Genomic DNA, 14,815 nt, shown 5'->3' on the forward strand with positions numbered 1-14,815 from the left:
CGGCATGGACAAGATACCCATCCTCCTTCTGGCCGCGGGCCAATCTCGCCGCATGGGCGGCGCTGACAAGCTGATGCAGGAGATCGACGGTGAACCGTTGCTTCGCCGATCCGCCAGCATCGCGATGACAGCGGGACCGGTCATTGCCGCCCTGCCGCCTGCGCCCCACCCGCGTCACGGGGCGTTGGCCGGGCTGGACATCGAGATCGTCGAAGTTCCCGACGCGGCCGAGGGCATGAATGCCAGTTTGCGCCGGGCGGTTGCCGCCCTGCCGCCACAGGCCCCGGCGGCGATGGTGCTGCTCGCCGATCTACCCGACCTGACGGCACAGGATCTGTCGCATGTACTGGCCGCCATTGATTTTTCGTCGAACAATCTGGTCTGGCGCGGCGCGACCGAGGACGGCCGCCCCGGCCATCCGGTAGTGTTTCACTGCGCGCTTTTTCCGGAACTCCTGGCCCTGACAGGCGACGGCGGGGCGCAATCGGTGGCGCAGGCCTACAAGGACAGGCAGATGCTGGTACCCCTGCCCGGCCAGAACGCCCGCACCGATCTGGACACGCCCGAAGCCTGGGCAGACTGGCGCGCCAAACGGCAATAGGCGAGGCGCGAAAATCGCGCCCCGCCCTGCCCGCGCGCCCCGAGACCGCGCGGTTCAAGCTGCATATTCGGGGAAGGCCGAAGCCCGATGTCAGATCAGCAGGCGGGCTTCGTGTTTCTTCAGCGACCGGCGCGCGGCGGCATAGGCTTCGATCCCTTCGGCGGTCTTCAGCTCGGGGAACAGCTCGAACAGCTCATTGCGTTGCGCGTTGCCAAGCCCGGCCAGCGACTGATCGCCCGGCTGGAAGCTTTCGGTCCATGCACCATCCGACAGCACCACTTCGTGCTGGTCGAACATGAAGTGGATATAGGTCACTTCGGACATTTCCACGATGTCGACGCCATCCAGACCGATCAGGTGCTTGGCCGCGACCAGAACCTCGCGCTCTTCGAAGTAGAGCGCCGTCTTGTCGTTGGCCACAAGGATCCGGTGGTTCGGGCTGACGATCATGTCGCGTTCCGGCAGACCGCCACCCAGCGCGCCCTGACGGATCAGGACCGGGTTCAGGTGACCGGCACGGGCCAGTTCTGCGCCGGTCAGCGTGCGGGCGCCGACCCAGCGGATTTCCTGGATGCCGTTGTCGCGAGTGATCACGCGGTCGCCGACTTTCAGCTCCTCGACCAGACGCTCGCCCTTGGGGGTCGCGATCTTCGTCCCCGGGGTAAAGCAAGGCAGTATGACCGTTTCGATCTCGCTGAAGGTCGAGGTGCCGATTTCGGCACCGCCGCCATCAAAGAAACGCACGGTCCCGGCTTCGCTGTCGGTCGGGTCGTATTCTACCGTGACCGAACCACCCGGGACACCGGCATTGGTCAGGTCCAGAACGTCCTCGTCCAGACCATCGGCATCTTCGCCGCCGATGATGACTTCGCCCAGACCGATGTTGACGAAGACGTCGTCACCGAACTGACCAGCCAGAATGTCGCCACCGTCGTCGGGATTTTCATTGCTGCCCGACAGGGTGTCGTCACCGTCGCCGCCAACAACGATGTCGCGGCCCGCGCCACCGTCAAGCGAGTCGTTGCCCGCGCCACCGTCGATGGCATCGCCACCCTCTTCGCCGTAAACGGTGTCGTCACCGGCACCGGCAAACACGACATCGGTATCGAGGCCGCTGTAGATCAGGTCGTCACCGGCACCCGCAATCACTACATCCTGTTCGTCGACAAGCGGTGGCACCGCATCGTCGTTGTCGATCATGTCGCCGTCGGGATCGCCGGTATAACCCAGGTCGATGGTGTCGTTGCCGGATGTGCCTTCGACAACGCCATCGATGCCGCTTGGGGGTGTCGGAGCGCCGCCTGGCGGCAGAGTACCGTAGTTGGGGTCAACCGGAAAACCTGTTCCGCCGGGATTTCCGATCACCAGAACATTCTCGATTTCCGAGAACTCGGCCGTTCCGGCAACCGACAGATCGTCGTTGAAATAGGTGATGGTGCCGGATTCTCCGGTCGGATCGGTCTGGTCATAGCTGACAACCGCAAGACCGGTCGCAATCGCAACGTCAACGTCATTGCCGCCCTCACCACCATAAAGCGTATCGCCGATGCCAGCGCCAATGGTGTCGCGGTCGTCGTCGCCATAGAGAACGTCGGCCTCGGTTCCGCCCAGGATCACATCGTTGCCGGTACCGCCGTGGATCTCGTCCTCGCCATGCCGCCCAAGCAGCGTGTCGTTGCCGTCGCCGCCAACGATGCTGTCCTGGTCGATACCGCCATCGACCCAGTCATCACCGGCACCGCCCAGGATGGTGTCGTTGTCGTCCTGACCATAGATCGTGTCATTGCCATCGCCGCCATCGATGAAGTCGAGTCCGTTGGTGGTCTCGGGGTCGGCGGGACCATCGGTGCCATCGTCACGGATGTTGAGCGCATCCGGGAAGCTCGGGTCGAGGCCGCCATAAACCACGTCGTTGCCTGCGCCCGCCTGGATCGAGTCCGCGCCCTCGCCACCGACGATAAGGTCGTCGCCGTCGCCACCTTCGATGGTGTCATCGTCAAGACCGCCGTCGATCGAGTCGTTGCCAGCACCGCCAGTGATCAGGTCGGTGTCGTCACCGGTCATGATCATGTCATTGCCAGCGCCGCCGTCGACCGTGTCGCGGTCGTCGTCGACAACCGGATCGGCCGGCACCGCGGGCAGGCCGTTATAGGACGGGAAGCCGCGGTCAGGCAGGTTGCCGGACAGGCTGCCGGTGGTGTCGATCAAGTCGTCGCCATCACCGCCGTCAACGCTGTCGCTGCCGTTGCCGCCGACAAGGGTGTCATTGCCGCCTTCGCCGATCAGCGTGTCGTCGCCGTCGCCGCCAGTCATGCTGTCGTTGCCGTCAACGCCGCTGTCTGTGTTCGGCACATCGAAATACACGTCCGAGACGCTGATCTCGCTCGGGTTCGGGCCCGCCTGACTGTGTTCGATGGTCAGGCGCGCGACCGGACCCGGGATGGTGACCAGGATCGAGTAGTTTGCGTTGTTGGGATCGGCATAGCCGCCGTCACCGGTGGCGGTTTCATTACCGGCCACACCGTCGGTGTCGCTTTCGCTGACGTTCAACCCACCGGCAATGTTCACTGTGATCGGGTCGCCGTTCACGTCGAACGCCTGAACCGTCGCGCGACCGTCGCCGTCGATATCGTTGATCCGGAAGGACACGTTGGTCACGGCTTCCGAGAACGCCAGCTGATAGGCACCGGTATTGGCCTGACCGTTCAGTTCAGACTCCATCCCGCTGTCGTCGCTGGCGGTCGGGCCGTTGGTGTCGATATTACCGACGTGCTGTTCCTGGGTGGAAAACTGGGTCGTCACACCGCTATCGGCGCCCAGCACCGAGAAGGTGACATCCACACCGCCGGTGTTCTGGGTGAAGCCGCCGCTGAGATCGTCTTCGTCGTCGATCGCGCCGCCATCGTCCGGGTCGGGTGCCCGGAACCATTCGAAGACTTCGCGCGTGCTGCCACCGGCACCGCCGCCGGGCGCGCTGCTGTCGCCGATCAGCAGGTCATCACCTTCTTCACCGTTGACGGTGTCGCTGCCGCTGCCGGCATAGACCGTGTCGTCGCCCAGACCCGCATCGATCCGGTCGTCGCCCGCGCCGCCATCGACCACGTCGTCATCCGGGCCATGGGTCGGGTCGACCGCGTCACCGTTGTCGATCATGTCGCCTTCGGGGTCGCCGGTGTAACCCAGGTCGATGATGTCGTCTCCGGGCGTGCCGTCGACAATACCGTTCGGTTGACCCAGGACCGGGGCATCCAGAACGCCGACATAGTCGATGCCGCCTTCGAAGTGCTGGTCGAAGTTGCCTTCCGTCGCCTCGCGGGCTCCAATGGTAAAGCTCTGTTCGGTGTCGGTGGTGACATCCAGCGTCATGCCGGTCTGGTCGCTCGAAACCAGGGTTTCGGTGCCCTGGGTCTCGTTCACGACCTTCAGGTCCAGTCCGTTCTCGGACCAGGAGTAGGTGACACTGATGACATCCCCAAGCGAGAAGACACCGGGGGTGGTGCTCAGGATCTCTTCGATTCCGTTCGAGCGATGCAGGATTTCGACTTTGCCGTCATGGGTCACGCGCAGTTCAAAGAACCCGCTGTCAGCGCCGGGCGTCGTGCCCGCGCCGTCATCGACATTACCCGAGTCTTCGACGCCGCGGCTGAAGACGGTCGAAGGGCCATTCGGATCGGTCCCGAACACCCGGAAGGAGCTGACGATCGTGCCCTCGTCCAGGTCGAACTGGTCGTCATCGCCATCATCGACATCCATGCGCTGGTCGGACTGACCCGTGAACATCCATCCGGCAGCGAATTGAGGGCCGTTTACCGGCGTACCATCCTGCGCGATTCCATCGTCAAGGCCCGTGTCATTTGTCTCGGCACCCGGACGGAAATCCCAAAGACCGATCAGATTGGCCGAATACGGATTGTCAAAGTTCGTCGCCATACCATTCTCCTTCCCGACGCCACGCGCCGATCCGCAACCCAGCGGAAACCAATTTATCTACGGCGATGACGATCAGGCAGCGACTGCACCCAAATCGTTCATCCCGAAAACCGAGAAAGGCTGCTTGAAAGCAACATGAGGCAGGGTCACCTGTGCAATACGCGCACTTCTCCCTACATCACCGACGACACCCATGCCGCCGTGCGATCACGCATCTTCTCGCGTCCGAATGACGCAATTTTGGTGCGGTCGCCCCCGTGACCAACAAACATCGCCCCCCAGATGGGCTGCATCAATAAATACCGGACGCGCCTCGGGGGACAAAGGGAAAAAAGGTCTAGAAATTGCCACATTTGCTGTCGCACTCTCCCGGCGCCTGACAGGATCGCCGGCCATCCACACCCCAAGGTTGAAAATTGTTTCTGCGAATTTTAGTGAATTTCGGGGAAAACCCTAACGTTTCTTGGTTTCACCCCAATTGCCGATAGTCGCCCGCCGTCAAGACAGATGTTTTTGTTTCTCTTTTGGTGACAGTGGCAGGATTGTGGCATTCGCCGCGGCGCTGGACAGAGCCGCCACTATTTCGCCCCATTTTGTCACCCTTTTGGTCATCAATGCCGAGAAACACTGTTGTTTTTCTCCAGTTCTCGAACAATCAGCCCGGTTTCCGGCTCGAATCAAGTGCTCTGAGGCGCCTTGTGGCGACTCACTAGGGCCTGCGCCCGGCAGTGACATCTCTTGGTCACGACATGGTCTTGCAGGGCGGTTCGCACAGTCTTCCCGCTTGGCGACAGGCAGCCTCCGAACATCTTAGCCGCGCGCTGTTTCCGCCAGAGCGGCAATGATCACACAAGCGACACCGGGAGAGCGGGAACAGGAGCGGGCTTTGCTGGCCGCCTGAGGGGATAACAATTTACAGCCGGTCGAGCGCAAGCTACCCCTTTTGCAGGTCAGGGAGATTTCGAGATGCCAGGTATTACCGTTTTTGCCGCAAAGAAGATCATCACCATGGACCCAAGCCGACCCACCGCCACCCATGTGGCGGTACGCGAGGGCAAGATCCTGGCTGTCGGTGGGGTAGATTGTGCCGAAGCCTGGGGGCCGGTGACCCTTAACGACAGTCTGGCGCATGCGGTGCTGATGCCCGGCCTGGTCGAAGGGCATGCCCATATGATGGCCGGGGCGATGTGGGACTTTGCCTATGCCGGGTATCACGACCGGATCGACCCGCAAGGCCGCATGCACAAGGGCATGACCGATATCGGTGCCGTCGTCGCCCGCCTGCGGGAATACAGCGCGACCCTGCCCGAGGGCCAGCCGCTGATCGCCTGGGGCTTCGATCCGATCTTTTTGCCCACCGAACGGCTGAACCGGCATCACTTGGACCAGATCGCCTCTGACCGGCCGGTTGTCGTGATGTTCTCGAACTTTCACCTGCTCTGCGCCAACAGCCTGGCGCTGGAGATGGCGGGGTACGGTCGCGATACCAATGTCGAAGGTGTCGTCAAGGGAGCAGACGGCGAACCCACCGGTGAGTTGCAGGAAATGGCCGCCATGTTCCCAGTGATGCGGCGCACCGGCGTCGATTTTCGCGGCCTGTCGCAAAAGGAGAGCGCCATCCGCGCCTATGCGGATGTCTGCAAACATGCAGGCGTGACGACAGTGACGGACCTGTTCTCGGAGATGCAGGACGAAGACCTCGGCGCGCTGCTGGCCGTCACTTCGGACCCGGGCTTTGCTCTGCGCATCGTGCCGGTGCTGGGTGCAATGGGAGCCGCGCCGCGGGATATCGCCAAGCGCGCATTGGCGCTTCGCAAGAAATCCACTGACAAGCTGCGTCTGGGCGCGGTCAAACTGATGACCGACGGGTCGATCCAGGGCTGGACCGCGCGCGTGAAATGGCCGGGCTATGTCGGCGGCCAGCCCAACGGGATCTGGAACACGCCGCCCGACCTGATCTACGAACTTTGCGCTGCAATGCAGGAACATGGCGTGCAGATGCATATCCATGTGAACGGCGACGAGGCATCTTCGATCACGCTCGACGCGCTCGAGGCCGCAGGCCGCGCCCATCCCTGGCCCGGATCGCGCCATGTCTTGCAGCATTGCCAGATGATGGGGCCGGATCAATTCCGCCGCTGTGCGGAAATGGGCGTATGCACCAACATCTTCTCGAACCACATCTGGTTCTTTGGCGACCAGCACGCCGCGCTCACCATTGGCGAGGACCGCGCCACCCGCATGGACGCCGCCCGCTCGGCACTGGATGCGGGCGTGCATCTGGCGATCCATTCCGATGCGCCGGTGACCTCGATGGGGCCGCTCTTTACCGCCTGGTGCGCGGTCAACCGCCAGACCATGTCGGGCCGGACGTTGGGCGCGGAGCAACAGATCACGGTGGACGAGGCGCTTTACGCGATCACCCTTGGCGCGGCCTATACGCTGAAACTCGATGCCGAGATCGGCTCTATCGAAACCGGCAAGATCGCCGATTTCGCCGTGCTGGGCGCGGATCCGACCGAGGTCGATCCGATGGCACTGAAAGATGTGCCGGTGCTGGGCACCGTGTCTGGTGGCCGGGTGAACCTGATCTGATGCGCCTGCCGCTCACCGTCATCTCCGGTTATCTGGGCGCGGGCAAGACCACGCTGATCAACCGCCTGCTGGCCGAGGATCACGGGCTGCGCCTGTTGGTGATGGTCAACGATTTCGGCGCCATCAATATCGACGCGGGCCTGATCGCCGCGATGGGCGAGGATACCATCGCACTGACCAATGGCTGCGTCTGCTGCACCATGGGGGCGGACCTGTTCCTGGCGCTGGGCGATGCGCTGGACCGCAACCCGCGCCCCGATCACCTGGTGATCGAGGCAAGCGGCATCGCTGACCCGGCAGCCATCGCCAATGCCGCCAAGGCCGAGCCGGACCTGAGCTATGCCGGTATCATCACGCTGGTCGACGGGCTGAACGCCGCAACGCTTCTGGCCGATCCGCTGATCGCGCCGCAGGTGGCGCAGCAGATGCGGGTGGCGGACCTGCTGTTACTGACCAAGACGCAGGCCCCCGATGCCGAACTGACGCAGGCGCTGGCCGGGGCTGGGATTGCCGAGCCTGTGCCCCTGCCCCGGGACAGCGCGCTGGCACCGCTGCTCTTTGATGTGATGCCGCGCCCGGGATCGGTCGCCAGCGTGCCGCATCCTGCCTATACCGGCTGGTCCTGCGCCGCGCCGTGGCCTATGACGCGGGACGCCCTGCGCGACAAGCTCTCCACACGCCCGGCAGCGATTTACCGGCTGAAAGGCTTTATCCCCGGACCCGATGGCATGACCGAAGTCCATGTGGTTGGCGCCCATGCCGATCTGCGCCCGTCGCAGACCGGGACCGCCGGGCTGGTCGCGCTGGGCCTTGCAGGCCGGATCACACCGGAAGAGATCGAGGCGTGGTGGAACAGCTAGGGGCGTGACATGAGCAGGCAACAGGCGATTGCACGGGCGGAACAGGGTTTTGACAGCGGCCAGTTCTGGCGGGATCTGGCGGATCTGGTGGCGCAGGAAACCGAGAGCCAGGTGTCAGGGCGTGGCGACGCGCTGAGCGCCTATCTGACCGAAACGCTGGCACCGCATCTGGTCGCACTTGGCATGACCGCGCGCCTTTTGCCCAACCCCGCCCCCAATGGCGCGCCGTTTCTGCTGGCCGAACGGGTCGAAGCGCCGGGCTTGCCGACGGTCCTCAGCTATGGCCACGGCGATGTCACCCGCGCCCAGACCGATGCCTGGGCCGAGGGGTTGCATCCGTTTCGCCTGACCCAGCAGGGTGACCGGTTTTATGGCCGGGGCAGCGCCGACAACAAGGGGCAGCATCTGGTCAACCTGACCGCGCTGCGCGCGCATCTGGACCGGCACGGGTTCCCCATGGTCGAGATCGTCGACAGCGACGAGTTGCCCTTCACCGCCACCCGGCTTGACCCGGATCATCCCTGGGCCCGGTTCGCAATCGCCTCGGTCACCGAAACCGTTGGCACCGCGCCGCATCTATTGCCCAACCTCGGCGGATCGCTGCCCAACGAGTGTTTCTCGGACATTCTGGACCTGCCCACAATCTGGGTGCCGCATTTCTATGCGGGCTGCAACCAGCACGCGCCCGACGAACATGTCCTGGGTTCCACGATGCGGCAGGCCGCTCAGGTGATGACCGGTCTTTTCTGGGATGTCGGCGCGACCCCGCCGGGCAAATGAAGGCGCATTAACAAATTTTAATCCACGGATCAGCAAAGGATCAGATTGCGGGCTTATTCCCTTTGTCAGACCCGGACCAGCCGGGACACTGACAGGAGAACAAGATGAGCATTCGCATGTCCCGTAAACTGAACCCTTCCCTTCCGAACTGGGCCGCCGCCCCTGTCCTGGGCGCGCTGCTGTTGGGCTCGACCGCCTTGCCCGGCTTGGCTGACGAGGCGCTGGCCGATCTGGTCGAGCGCGTCTCGCCCGCAGTGGTCACCGTTCTGGCCTCGGAAGAGGCCAAGCCGCGGCAGATGAAAGGCCAGCCCAACCCGTTCGAAGGCACGCCGTTTGAAGAGTTCTTCCACCAGTTCGGCGGACCTGGCGGAATGCAACCGCCGCAGAGCGGCCCGCGCCAGGGTCTGGGTTCGGGGTTCATTCTGGATGCCGAGGGCTACATCGTCACCAACAACCACGTGGTCGAAGGCGCAGACAAGGTGACCGTCCGGCTCAGCGACGATCGCGAGTTCACCGCCGAAGTGGTTGGTACCGATCCGCTGACCGACCTGGCGCTGCTTCGCATTCAGGCTGGTGTGGACCTGCCTGCCGTGACCCTTGGCGACAGCGACGCCATCCGCGTGGGCGAGGATGTGGTGGCCGTCGGCAACCCCTTTGGGCTGAGCTCCACCGTCACTACCGGCATCGTTTCGGCCAAGGGGCGCAACATCTCGGACGGGCCGTATGCCGAATTCATCCAGACCGATGCCGCCATCAACAAAGGCAACTCGGGCGGGCCGCTGTTCAACATGGAGGGCGAGGTCGTGGGCGTGAACTCGGCCATCTATTCGCCGACGGGCGGCTCGGTGGGCCTGGGTTTTGCCGTCACCTCGAACATCGTCGAGCATGTGATCGACGATCTGCGCGAGGACGGCCAGGTTGACCGTGGCTGGCTGGGCGTGTCGATCCAGAACGTGGGCGCCGATATCGCCGCCGCGATGGGGCTGGACAGCCCGAACGGGGCTCTGGTGTCGGACGTTGTCCCGGACAGCCCCGCTGACGGCAACCTGAACCCGGGCGACGTGATCGTGGCCTTCGAAGGAAAGGCCGTGAAATCAAGCTCTGACCTGCCGCGTCTGGTCGGCGCCACCAAGGCTGGCTCCAGCGCCAATGTCCGGGTCATCCGCGACGGCAAGGCACAGGATGTGACCGTGACCATCGGCCAGCACCAGCAATCGGCCTCGGCCAGCGGGGTTGCCCCCCCCGATCCGGCCGAGACACCGGCCTTGGGCCTGACCGTAGCGCCGCTGACCGACGGCATGCGGGCACAGGCCGGGGTTGGCAGCGATGTCAGCGGCGTTCTTGTCACCGACATCGACCCCAATGGCCCCGCAGCCCAGGCGGGATTGCGCCGGGGTGACGTCATCCAGCGGGTGGGCGGAACCGATACCGACAGCCCGGCCGCGCTCAAGGCCGCACTAGGCAAGGAAAAGACCGACCCGGCGCTAGTTCTGATAAACCGCGACGGCAACCGGTTGTTTGTTGCCGTGCGACTGGCCTGATCCCCCGCTGCTGCCGCGCCGCCACCACTCAAGACACTTGTTGGCGCGGCCGCAGTGCACCGCCCGGGCACCTCATGCCTGACCCGGGCACGCCGGGCGCGACCCCATCCGCGCCCGGCGCGTGCATTTGTGGATTGTCTTGGATATATCCTGATAAAAACAAGGACCGGATTTTACATGAGCCGACGTGTTCTGATCGTCGAAGACGATGACGAGACCCGTGAGTTCCTGGTCAAGGGCTTCACCGAAGAAGGCTTTGCTGTGGAGAGCGCCGCCGACGGGCGCGAGGGGTTGTTTCATGCGACCGATGGCGGGTTTGACGCGGTGGTGTTGGACCGGATGCTGCCGGAGCTGGATGGCCTGTCGCTGATCAAATCGATCCGAGCCGCCGGGTTGAAAACCCCCGTCATCATGCTGACCGCGATGAGCGCCGTCGATGAACGCGTCAAGGGGCTGCGCGCAGGCGCTGACGACTATCTGGTCAAACCCTTTTCCTTTCAGGAACTTCTGGCCCGTATCGAAGCCCTGTTGAGACGCCCCAAGGACACGCAGGAGGCTGCGACGCTTTCTTGCCGGGATCTGGAAATGGACCTGTTGCGCCGCAGGGTAACGCGCAGCGGTCGCGACATCACCCTGACCCCGCGCGAATTCCAGATCCTGGAATTCTTTCTGCGCCGCAAGAACCGCGTGGTGACCCGGACCATGCTGCTCGAAGGGGTCTGGGACTATCATTTCGACCCCAATACCAACATCGTGGATGTTCATATCTCGAAACTCCGCCGGCAGATCGACGAGGGTTCGGAAACCCCGCTGATCGAGACCGTTCGCGGCGCGGGCTACATGATCTCTGATGGATAAGCCTCTGGTTACCCTCAGAAATGCCAGAACCCGGCTGGTGCTGCTCAGCATGGTCCTGAGCACGTTACTGACCGCGGCCGTACTGGCGCTGGTCTATGTCACCGCAAACCGCACCATCGCGGGCGAGACTCGCTCGGTGGTAACCGCAGAACTGGCCGGACTGTCGGATGAATACCAGCGGCGCGGCATATTCGGCCTGACCGAGGCCATCGAACGCCGCACCCAGGACGCCGCAGAGCGCGACGCGCTTTACCTGCTGACCGGGCCGTTCGGAACCGTGCTTGCCGGTAACCTCGTGCGCTGGCCACCGGATGTGGAACCGGGCAGCGGTTGGGTCGAACTGGACCTGATCCGTACCGAATCCCGCGAGAACGTACCGGTATCGGCGGCCTCGATCCGGCTGCCGGGTGGCGAGCGGCTGCTCGTCGGACGCGATGCGTCGGCCCGACGACAGTTTGACCGCGTGTTGTTGCGTTCTGTCGGGCTGGCCTTGCTGGCCGCGCTGGCGCTCAGCCTGCTGACCGGCTGGTTTCTGACCCGGCTGGTGTTTTCGCGGCTCAAGGACATCTCGCGCACCGCAACGGAAATCGTCTCGGGCGACCTGACGCGCCGGATCCCCTTGCGCGGCACCGGGGATGAATTCGACCGTATGGCCGGTACCCTGAACGAGATGCTGGACCGGATCGAGGAACTGGTTGGCCATCTGCGAACCACGTCGAACTCGATCGCGCATGATCTGCGCTCGCCCTTGTCGCGCCTGCGCCAAAAGGTCGAGGCCCTGACCGACCCCAGCCGGGGCGACGCAGAGCGGGATGCGGACGCCGCCCGCGCGCTGGCCGAGGTAGACCACCTGCTCAGGGTGTTCTCGCAACTGACCGAAATCTCGCGCGCCGAGGCGGGGCTGGGCCGGGAAGAGTTCGAACCGGTGGATCTGGCGGCGCTGGCCCGCGACGTGGCTGAATTCTATGAACCGCTGGCGCAAGAGAACGGCGTCACACTCACGGTCGAGACGGACCCGGCCATCCTGCCGGGTCACCGCGCCTTGCTGGCTCAGGCTCTGTCCAACCTGCTCGACAATGCCCTGCGCTATGCGCCGGGCGGCACCGAGGTGGCTTTGCACATCACCGCCGCCGAGGACATGGTGATCCTGTCGGTGCGCGATCACGGCCCGGGCGTGCCCGAGGCCGATCTGGAGCGGCTGGCGCAGCCTTTTGTCACGCTCGACCCGGCACGTACGGGGGGCAACTCGGGCCTGGGTCTGGCGTTGGCGGCGGCCATTGCACGGATGCAAGGCGGGGTGTTCGAGGCGCGCAATGCAAAACCGGGGCTGGAGGCCCGGCTGGTTCTGCCAAGACCCTGAGGTCAGAGCGCCAGTTCCCCGAACAGGTCGGCGTAACAGGCGGCGGCCTTGCTGCGGGGGGCATATTCGGCAACCGGTGCCCGTCGCAACCCCATGCGTTCCACATCCGCAGAATAGGGAATGCTGGCGGCGAGAAACCGCTTGGGATACGCCGCGCGCATTCGGGCCATGGTGTCGCGATGCAAGGACTTGCGCCCCTCAACCATCGAGAAGAACGCCGAAATCTTGCGCCGCGGCAACCCCTGATCCTTGAAGAATTCGACCAGCTGCTCGAACGTCCGCTCGCTCAGCGTGCTGGGCGGAACCGGCACCACAATTCGGTCGGCGGCACGAAACACGTTCTCGGAGAGCAAGGAAAAGTTCGGCGGGCAGTCGAGCACCACGACATCGTATTCGGCGCCACCGGCCACCAGTGCCTTGGACAGGCGCGACCGCTTGCTGCGGATGCGACTCAGGAAACGGTCGAAATCACGAAAACTCCGGTTGGCGGGCAAGATGTCGAGCCCATCGAAATCGCTGGCGCGGATCGCATCGGCAAAGCGGTCGGAATCCTCGAAAAACCGCGTCTCGCTCAACCTTTTCGACGGCTTGACGCGAAAATAGTAACTCGATGCCCCCTGCGGATCGAGATCGCACAGCAGCACCTGCCGCCCGGAACGCGCGATGGCATGGGCCAGGTTCACCGATGTCGCCGTTTTGCCGACACCGCCCTTGTTGCTGTAGCAGGCGATCACATGCATGGCCTAGCGCCCCGCCTCCTCTGGCTGGTGGAAAAGCTCTTCGAACACGGCCCGCACCGCGCGATTGTCGAAATCCGCGAAACTGGCGACAACGCGCGTCCGTTCACCGGCCTGCAAGCGCGACAGCGTCGCCAATAGCGCGCCAACGGCTGCGGCCATGTCGGTCTCTACCGGCGCGCCATCGTCGGGATGCAGGTACCGGCTGAGTTCCAATTGCTGCACCGAATAGTCGTTGAAAAGACCAAGAATGTCCTGCAAGCCTTTCAAGGGTCTCAGAATTTTCCTGAACTTCTTCTTCGGGAACAAGGGCCCGAAGAACTCCATGAGATAGCGCAGCTTCTTGCAGTGGATGCGCAGGCGATGGACATCGTCATCCGAGGTATCCGCATCTATGCGCCGTGCCAGCTTGCAAACCTTGCGATAGCGCGTCCAGATCAGGGCCTGCGCATAAGGCAGCGCCGCGCGGTCGCCCTCGGGCCCAGGCGGCAGACCTGAGGGATCGGTCAGACGCGCGTCCAGCGCGGCAACACGTGCGGTATAGCGGTCACTGCGCAGGTGACGGGCCAGGGCCCGTTGCGCGACGTCCCGTTCGGTCTTCATCCGGGCAAAGAGAAGGTCCAACCCGGGATGCAGCGCCTCGGGCACAAGGGCAAAGAACCCAGGCTTTCCCAACAGATACACATCGAGGTCGCGCACCCGTCCGGTAGGCGCCATCAGCTCCGAGAACTCCCTTTGCAACTCGTCTGTCTCTTCGGGCGGAAACACGTCGCGAAACAGGCTCAGGACCGAGCGGATGCGGCGCAATCCAATGCGATAGTCATGCAGGAATTCGGTATCGATATCCTCGATGATCCCCGCCTCGTTCTGGCGGGAGACCGACATGGAAGAGCGGATCAGGTCCGCCGCGACACGATGCGCCGGTTCATCCGCGGTGATCGGCACCTCGGGCTTGGACTGGTAAGGTTGAACCCCAGGCAGAAGAAGCGGCCAGAGACCGGTCGCGCCCCGGGATGCGCCCTCAAAGTCCAGCAGGGCATCGACCACGCGCTGATGCGCCCTGTCATACCCGCGCATCGGTTCGGTCAGAACCAATGTCGCCGTGCCGGACTGGGCCGACAGAGTGATGACCTGCATCCGTAGACAGGTTTTCTCCATATCGTCCAGAACAGCGACCGAAAGCGTTTCCGCCCGGCCCGCGCATTGCACCATCAGCGCCCGCAGCGGCGGCAGGCCCGTCAGCGCGTCGCACACCGCGCCGGATGCAATCGCGGGCACGCTACCTCGCCCCGGGTCCACCTTTTGTGAAATAGGCGCCACGTCGTCGGACAACAGGATCAGATCGCGGCCGGTCCGCAGCAGAACCCGCCCCGAACGGCGCAGGGGCTGGTCGAAACAATCGTAGAGCGCAAAATCACGACGCAGGGCGCCGCCAACGGCAAACCGCAGGCCCTCGCACGGCCTGGCCAGAACCAGAGGTGCGGCTTTGCCGGCGATGACAATCAGGCTGGTCATGTCCGCATCAAATCACGGCACGGGCCGCAATGAAACAT

11 protein-coding genes are annotated in these 14,815 nt (G+C 63.8%); 7 read left to right on the forward strand and 4 right to left on the reverse strand.

What is annotated here, in order from left to right; genetic code table 11:
• Positions 1 to 4 precede the first annotated feature (4 nt).
• Positions 5 to 601 (forward strand): NTP transferase domain-containing protein, encoded by a 597-nt coding sequence (locus G0P99_RS02985; protein WP_164127568.1) that lies wholly within the window; start codon positions 5 to 7, stop codon positions 599 to 601.
• A gap of 90 nt (positions 602 to 691) precedes the next feature.
• Here G0P99_RS02985 and G0P99_RS02990 read toward each other — a convergent pair whose 3' ends face one another.
• Positions 692 to 4,531 carry a Hint domain-containing protein gene (locus G0P99_RS02990; protein ID WP_239059652.1) on the reverse strand — a complete coding sequence of 1,280 codons (3,840 nt, stop codon included), beginning with the start codon at positions 4,529 to 4,531 and terminating at the stop codon, positions 692 to 694.
• Between the two features lie 469 nt (positions 4,532 to 5,000).
• On the reverse strand, positions 5,001 to 5,186 hold the full coding sequence (locus tag G0P99_RS02995; RefSeq protein ID WP_164127570.1) for a hypothetical protein: 186 nt from the start codon (positions 5,184 to 5,186) through the stop codon (positions 5,001 to 5,003).
• Positions 5,187 to 5,497: 311 nt separating this feature from the next.
• Here G0P99_RS02995 and G0P99_RS03000 point away from each other — a divergent pair, with 311 nt between their 5' ends.
• The 6 genes from G0P99_RS03000 to G0P99_RS03025 all read left to right on the forward strand — a co-directional run bounded on the left by G0P99_RS03000 (position 5,498) and on the right by G0P99_RS03025 (position 12,525).
• Positions 5,498 to 7,126, forward strand: a complete 1,629-nt coding sequence (locus G0P99_RS03000) for an amidohydrolase (protein ID WP_164127572.1) — start codon at positions 5,498 to 5,500, stop codon at positions 7,124 to 7,126.
• Positions 7,126 to 7,986: a GTP-binding protein gene (locus G0P99_RS03005; protein ID WP_370462687.1), complete on the forward strand. Its 861-nt coding sequence runs from the start codon at positions 7,126 to 7,128 to the stop codon at positions 7,984 to 7,986. The genes G0P99_RS03000 and G0P99_RS03005 overlap by 1 nt, the downstream gene beginning before the upstream one ends.
• Before the next feature lie 9 nt (positions 7,987 to 7,995).
• Positions 7,996 to 8,766, forward strand: a complete 771-nt coding sequence (locus tag G0P99_RS03010; RefSeq protein ID WP_164127574.1) for a M20/M25/M40 family metallo-hydrolase — start codon at positions 7,996 to 7,998, stop codon at positions 8,764 to 8,766.
• Positions 8,767 to 8,870: 104 nt separating this feature from the next.
• A complete protein-coding gene (locus tag G0P99_RS03015; protein WP_164127576.1) occupies positions 8,871 to 10,307 on the forward strand; it encodes a DegQ family serine endoprotease in 1,437 nt (478 codons plus the stop codon).
• Between the two features lie 177 nt (positions 10,308 to 10,484).
• A complete protein-coding gene (locus G0P99_RS03020; protein WP_164127578.1) occupies positions 10,485 to 11,165 on the forward strand; it encodes a response regulator transcription factor in 681 nt (226 codons plus the stop codon).
• On the forward strand, positions 11,158 to 12,525 hold the full coding sequence (locus G0P99_RS03025; protein ID WP_164127580.1) for a HAMP domain-containing sensor histidine kinase: 1,368 nt from the start codon (positions 11,158 to 11,160) through the stop codon (positions 12,523 to 12,525). Before G0P99_RS03020 ends, G0P99_RS03025 begins: the two co-directional genes overlap by 8 nt.
• Before the next feature lie 2 nt (positions 12,526 to 12,527).
• Here G0P99_RS03025 and G0P99_RS03030 read toward each other — a convergent pair whose 3' ends face one another.
• Positions 12,528 to 13,265: a ParA family protein gene (locus G0P99_RS03030; protein WP_164127582.1), complete on the reverse strand. Its 738-nt coding sequence runs from the start codon at positions 13,263 to 13,265 to the stop codon at positions 12,528 to 12,530.
• A gap of 3 nt (positions 13,266 to 13,268) precedes the next feature.
• Positions 13,269 to 14,777 (reverse strand): CHAD domain-containing protein, encoded by a 1,509-nt coding sequence (locus G0P99_RS03035; RefSeq protein WP_164127584.1) that lies wholly within the window; start codon positions 14,775 to 14,777, stop codon positions 13,269 to 13,271.
• Between the last annotated feature and the right edge of the window lie 38 nt (positions 14,778 to 14,815).

It is taken from the genome of Ruegeria sp. PrR005 (assembly GCF_010500245.1).
Lineage (GTDB): Bacteria > Pseudomonadota > Alphaproteobacteria > Rhodobacterales > Rhodobacteraceae > Ruegeria_B > Ruegeria_B marisflavi.

Coding starts and splice junctions, on each gene's coding strand:
- G0P99_RS03020 (WP_164127578.1), top strand. CDS start 10,485: ATGAGCCGACGTGTTCTGATCGTCGAAGACGATGACGAGACCCGTGAG.
- G0P99_RS02990 (WP_239059652.1), bottom strand. CDS start 4,531: ATGGCGACGAACTTTGACAATCCGTATTCGGCCAATCTGATCGGTCTT.
- G0P99_RS03035 (WP_164127584.1), bottom strand. CDS start 14,777: ATGACCAGCCTGATTGTCATCGCCGGCAAAGCCGCACCTCTGGTTCTG.
- G0P99_RS03005 (WP_370462687.1), top strand. CDS start 7,126: ATGCGCCTGCCGCTCACCGTCATCTCCGGTTATCTGGGCGCGGGCAAG.
- G0P99_RS03015 (WP_164127576.1), top strand. CDS start 8,871: ATGAGCATTCGCATGTCCCGTAAACTGAACCCTTCCCTTCCGAACTGG.
- G0P99_RS03000 (WP_164127572.1), top strand. CDS start 5,498: ATGCCAGGTATTACCGTTTTTGCCGCAAAGAAGATCATCACCATGGAC.
- G0P99_RS03025 (WP_164127580.1), top strand. CDS start 11,158: ATGGATAAGCCTCTGGTTACCCTCAGAAATGCCAGAACCCGGCTGGTG.
- G0P99_RS03030 (WP_164127582.1), bottom strand. CDS start 13,265: ATGCATGTGATCGCCTGCTACAGCAACAAGGGCGGTGTCGGCAAAACG.
- G0P99_RS02985 (WP_164127568.1), top strand. CDS start 5: ATGGACAAGATACCCATCCTCCTTCTGGCCGCGGGCCAATCTCGCCGC.
- G0P99_RS03010 (WP_164127574.1), top strand. CDS start 7,996: ATGAGCAGGCAACAGGCGATTGCACGGGCGGAACAGGGTTTTGACAGC.